The following is a 4,838-nucleotide window of genomic DNA, read 5'->3' as shown; positions in this document are numbered from 1 at the left end:
ATCGCCGCGGCGCTGGAGAAAGCGGGCGAGGGCGACACCGGCCTGAAGCTGATCGCCGGCAGTGAGGACATCGACGTGCAGGCGCAGCACGATGCGATGAAGCTGCAGGCCAAGGATGAACTCAAGGTCGTGTCGGCGAATATGCAGGTGGACTTTGCTGCGGCCAAGCGCATTCGTGTGGCGACGGCTGGTGGGGCGTCGATCACGATCGAGGGTGGGAATATTACGGTGGAGTGTCCGGGGGCGATTACTTACAAGAGTGCGCAGCGGAAATTCGATGGGCCGGTGGACAAGCCTTTCGCCCTTCCAGCATTTCCCGATACACCCATTACCGATGTTCCGGTCAAGTTCAATTTTGTGCTGAAGGACATTCCGGGTCCGACAGGTGTAGCCCTGCCGCTCACACAGTGGCGTGTGGTTCGTGCGGACAATGAGCTGTCGGCGCTAATGGCTGAGGAAGACGTGCTGACGGGCCAGAGCGATGATGAAGGAAAATTGACACTATCGGAGGCGGAGCAGCGCACGCTGCAGGACGCCTGCAACGAGGATAGTGGCCGTGTCTGGCTCGTTTGCGAGAGCCGCGCCTACCAGATATCGATGATGCGAGAAAAGCAGGATTGGTCTGAACGTCAGCAGAAGGCACACGCTTTGAATGCGATGGGGTATGCAGATAGCCTTGATGCGGCGGAGGGAGTTCACGTATCAGAGTTTCACGCCGACCTGGCGATGCGCGAAGGGAACACACGGTCCGGTAAGGCGTTGCTAGACTCGTTAAGGAACAAATGACCATGACGAGGACAGCCAGTCCGAATCGCGTCGTGCCGCAACTTGTCGGCGAAGATGGATCTGCGGCAGAAGCCACGGTGACCAGCAACGTCTGGGTCGGGCACAAAAGCGTATTCTCGCAGCCGACGGCAGGCAACCACTTCCAGTTCTTTACCACTGGAAAGGCATACTTCGCCGATCTGATCGCCGAGTGCGATAAGGCGACCCAGGAGATTTACATCATCGGATGGCAAGTCAACTGGGACGCCATGCTTGCACCGAATGTCCGATTGTGGGATGTGCTGCACCGCGCCGCCACGCGTGGTGTCCAGATATACGTGCTTCCTTGGAACGATAGAAATCCGGTCCAAACGTACGACGACCAGGCCAAGGCGGCGCTCGAGGCCATCAACCGGCTGGTGGGCAAGAAGCGCGTACACGTCGAGTTGCCTAAGTCATACGCTACGCGAAACAACGCCTACTTCAGCCATCACCAGAAGCAGGTCGTCATCGATAGAAAGATTGGCTATGTCGGAGGCATCGATCTCGCATATGGCCGTTATGACGACGACACTTTTGATCTGCATGCCGACAAGGATGGCCGCTATGCGCTGAACCGCTATAACCCCTGCGTGGCATGGGTAGGTAAGCTGTCGGAGAAGTCCGACAACTTAGTCGATCCCGACTTGTTGTCAGGCGCGGTCGATGTTGCGACGGTGCCTTTTCTCACCAAGAGCAACGCCGACGTTGTGCTCAAAAATATAGAAAAGGGAGCGTTTCAAGTCCCGTACGGTGAGGCGTCCACGCTCACGGTGTTGGGCAATGCGATGGGAGTGCCCAAGAACTTCGAAGGTAACCCCGTTTCCCTTCTGACGCTCAGCGAAAAGACGCAACCCCGTATGCCCTGGCAGGATGTGCACAGCCGCATCCAAGGCCCCGCGGTATCCGATCTGACGCGCAATTTTGTCGTGCGATGGAATGCATGCAGCAAACTGAAGTTGCCGGCGCCTCAGCCGCCTGAGAAGTACGAAAAGAACGGTTCCGTCCAAATTCAAGTGTTACGCAGCGCCCCGGTCGGCATGCGGCAGGCCGAGCATAGGGGCATGACGGCGAAGGGCGCTACGCCATCCGGCACCGAGGACGATATCCATCGCGCGATGCTCCAATTGATCGCGAAGAGCGACCGGTTCGTTTATATAGAAAGCCAGTTTTTTGTTTCGGCCTTCGGACGCGAAGCGGATTTCGGGACGAAACTATCCCCGGCCGCGCAATATATCAATTCCTTCGGCGGAAAGGATGCTTCCAGTAGCGCAGACGTGGTCGTGAAGTCCGATAACGACAGCAAAGTCCGTCCCAAGATCGAGGGCTTCAGCGTCAAGCTGGACGTCGACGACAAGGGGATGTTCGATCCGCCGAAGAATGGTGTGTGCCAGGCGCTCATCACGCGCATTACCAAAGCGATCTTCACCAAAGGCAAGCCGAAGTATCACGTTTATATAACCCTCCCGGTGCATCCCGAGGGGGCGTTGGCAAATGCTACGATTGCGGTGCAGGTTTACTGGACGATGCAGACGCTGGTCTACGGCAGCCGTAGTCTGCTCAATGGCGTACGCCGTGCGCTGAAGGCACGGGAACTGTACGAGAAAAAAGACCCGCAATATCTCCGCGTCATCCAGGACGAACACAATCGAGAGTATGAGTCCATTCCGATTGAACAGTGCTTCGAGTATGTGACGCTACTGAACCTGCGCAATTGGGCCAAGCTCGGCGATCGGTACGTGACCGAGCAAATCTACGTTCATACGAAGCTGATGGTTGTCGACGATCTCTACGCCCTATTGGGCAGTGCCAATATCAATGACCGGAGTCTGTTGGGCGAGCGCGACTCGGAGATCGCGGTCCTGGTTGTCGATGACAATACCAAACGCGCCGATATCAATGGCACCGGCAGCATGCGTCCGACAAGGGATAGTGCCCATGCGCTTCGGAAAGCGGTGTGGAACAAGCTGTTCGGCATCAGCGGCAAGGTCCGTCCCGCATCCCATCTGGCTCGCGCCATTGAAGAGCCTGGCAAGCCGGACAGCTGGCGTCTGATACAGCAACAGGCACGCTTGAATGCCGAAGCCTATGAGAAGGCGTTTGATTTTGTGCCGCGCAATAGGTCGCCCTACGCGCCTGATGATTCGGCGTCCATCGTGCCAAATTGGGATCCCAATAAACGTAGTCCGGCCAAAGGTGAGACCCTTGGCTATCCTGCCTTTCCTCAACCCTCGGAAGACGATTTCTGGACAGCTCCCCGACATGTTGCCGCAGGTGCGGCGTCGCTGGAGAAGATCAAAGGCTTCATTACCGCGCTGCCAATCGAATGGACCGACGGCGAGTTCAATCGATTTGGCTATCCGACCATGCTGGTCGCAGAAAACGACGACGCTGCCAACACGGAGGATCGCGAAAGCCTCGCGGTTGCAGATGCGAGAGATCCGCGGCAGCCGGCTGAACGGAGCGCAGTATGAGGCAAGGTATTGTCCGTAGCTTGATTCCCGCTGCCGCATTGGCATGCTGCCCACTGGCATATGGTCAGGCCGCCGTGGGGAGTGGGCAATGGCTACCCGAATGCGTAGGACGGTTGGAATTGCAATTGCCTGGGCCGGCCGAGCAGGCGGCTTGGGATCCTGTCGAGGTCGCCAAACGGATTCGTGGCGACCTGCGCCGCGATCCTCCTGCACGCTATTCCGATGGCGAGCGTGCATTTCACGTGAATCTTGGCGATCGGGGGCCTCTGCTGATTACGCACCCCATGAGCGATAGCCAACGCAACGTGGTACGAGGCGCTGTCGATATACGGGTGACGAAGGATGGCGCCATGTTGAAAGCACGAGATGGCAAGGACGTGTATGGCACGCGCGCGACTTTCGACCACTTGGACTGGGCGGGATCTGGCGGCAAGGCGTGGCGTGTAGGCAGTCAACTCTCAGCGTTTACCACGGTCGGCAATTCCGGCTTGTGGTGGAAGCTAAGTACCCACGACAGCGACGCCAAAGCCGACGAGGCGGAGTTCGCCTCGCTGATGGCGGGCGCGATGCCGAGGGCTCTAAACACTGTGCCCACCAAGCCCGGCCTGTGCATGCCCTACGTGTTCTTGCCCGATGACGGTGTCGCGCCTCGATATGTAGCGGCCAGCTATCGCCTGAAGGGGCAGCCCGACGTGATCGTCGGCCTGGAGGACAAGTCCGCCGCTCCGCCGAATGCGAAGCTGAACGCCAGGATGCGGGATCCGGAAGGTGTGTCGGACTTCTTCTGGACCGGTCTGTACCAGGACCGTCGCGACGTGACCAGCATCTGGAAGGACCGCTACCGTAGCACCACGATCGCTGGGGTGAAGGGCGTGGAGTCGTTCGTCCGCCTCCGTCGCGAGGATGGAACCATTGATCATGGCTACTTGGTTGTAGCTCTCGGCAGTCCCCACGCACAGGGCAGTTTCAGCATGATGCTTCACGTCATTCAACGTTCCGACTTTGCCCGCAAGGCAGGAGTTCCGCCGCTCGATGAAGCATCGTTCCTTGCGCTGGCGAGGGACATCGCTGCGAAGGTGACCCCCAGAGCCACGGGGAATGCGCGGTAGCGTATTACCGACGCGATCATCGGACGGTCACAATAGGAAACGAAGATTTGACTCGGCCCAATTCGGCTAAAGCATATGTTGTTCAAGGAGGAGGGCCGGATATGTGGCCGGCAAGGTCGGCTGCACATCCCGAGATGGAGATGCGTGGTTAATTCGAGTGGCTCTGTCTCATAGCCTGGCAGGGATCAACGGGGCAGGATGGAAGGTGTTGGCTATCTGACCCTGTCCCGCGTCATGACACCGAACCGCCATGGACCACACCACCCTGATTCAGACCCTGTTTTCCCCGGCGCGGCGGCTGTTCCAGCTCGAAGGCGAGGGGGCCATCGGCGAACTGGCCGTCGAGGCCTGGCTTGGCCGCGAGGCGCTGTCTGAACTGAGCGAATGGCGCATCGTCGCGGTCAGCGCCAATGCGCGATTGCCGCTCAAGGCGCTGCTCGGCGCGAAGGTG

General features: G+C 58.7%; 4 protein-coding genes. All 4 read left to right on the top strand.

Annotation, left to right across the window (positions count from 1 at the left end):
• Positions 1-786 (top strand): DUF2345 domain-containing protein (locus K7G19_RS24850; protein WP_226109660.1); only part of this gene is annotated, 786 nt, incomplete at its 5' end.
• Positions 787-788: 2 nt separating this feature from the next.
• Positions 789-3,278, top strand: coding sequence for a hypothetical protein (locus K7G19_RS24845; protein ID WP_226109658.1), 2,490 nt, complete (start codon positions 789-791; stop codon positions 3,276-3,278).
• A 113-nt stretch (positions 3,279-3,391) separates the two neighbouring features.
• Entirely contained in the window at positions 3,392-4,387 is a 996-nt protein-coding gene (locus K7G19_RS24840; RefSeq protein ID WP_226109656.1) for a T6SS immunity protein Tli4 family protein, read from the top strand.
• A gap of 250 nt (positions 4,388-4,637) precedes the next feature.
• A partial coding sequence (locus K7G19_RS24835; RefSeq protein ID WP_226109654.1) for a hypothetical protein occupies positions 4,638-4,838 on the top strand: 201 nt, incomplete at its 3' end.

Source organism: Cupriavidus sp. DB3, from assembly GCF_020418465.1.
In the GTDB taxonomy this organism is placed as follows: domain Bacteria; phylum Pseudomonadota; class Gammaproteobacteria; order Burkholderiales; family Burkholderiaceae; genus Cupriavidus; species Cupriavidus cauae.
This window is presented reverse-complemented; position numbering and strand designations above follow the sequence as displayed.

Excerpts from the sequence above, each read along its gene's own strand:
- K7G19_RS24845 (WP_226109658.1), top strand. The coding sequence starts at position 789 with ATGACGAGGACAGCCAGTCCGAATCGCGTCGTGCCGCAACTTGTCGGC.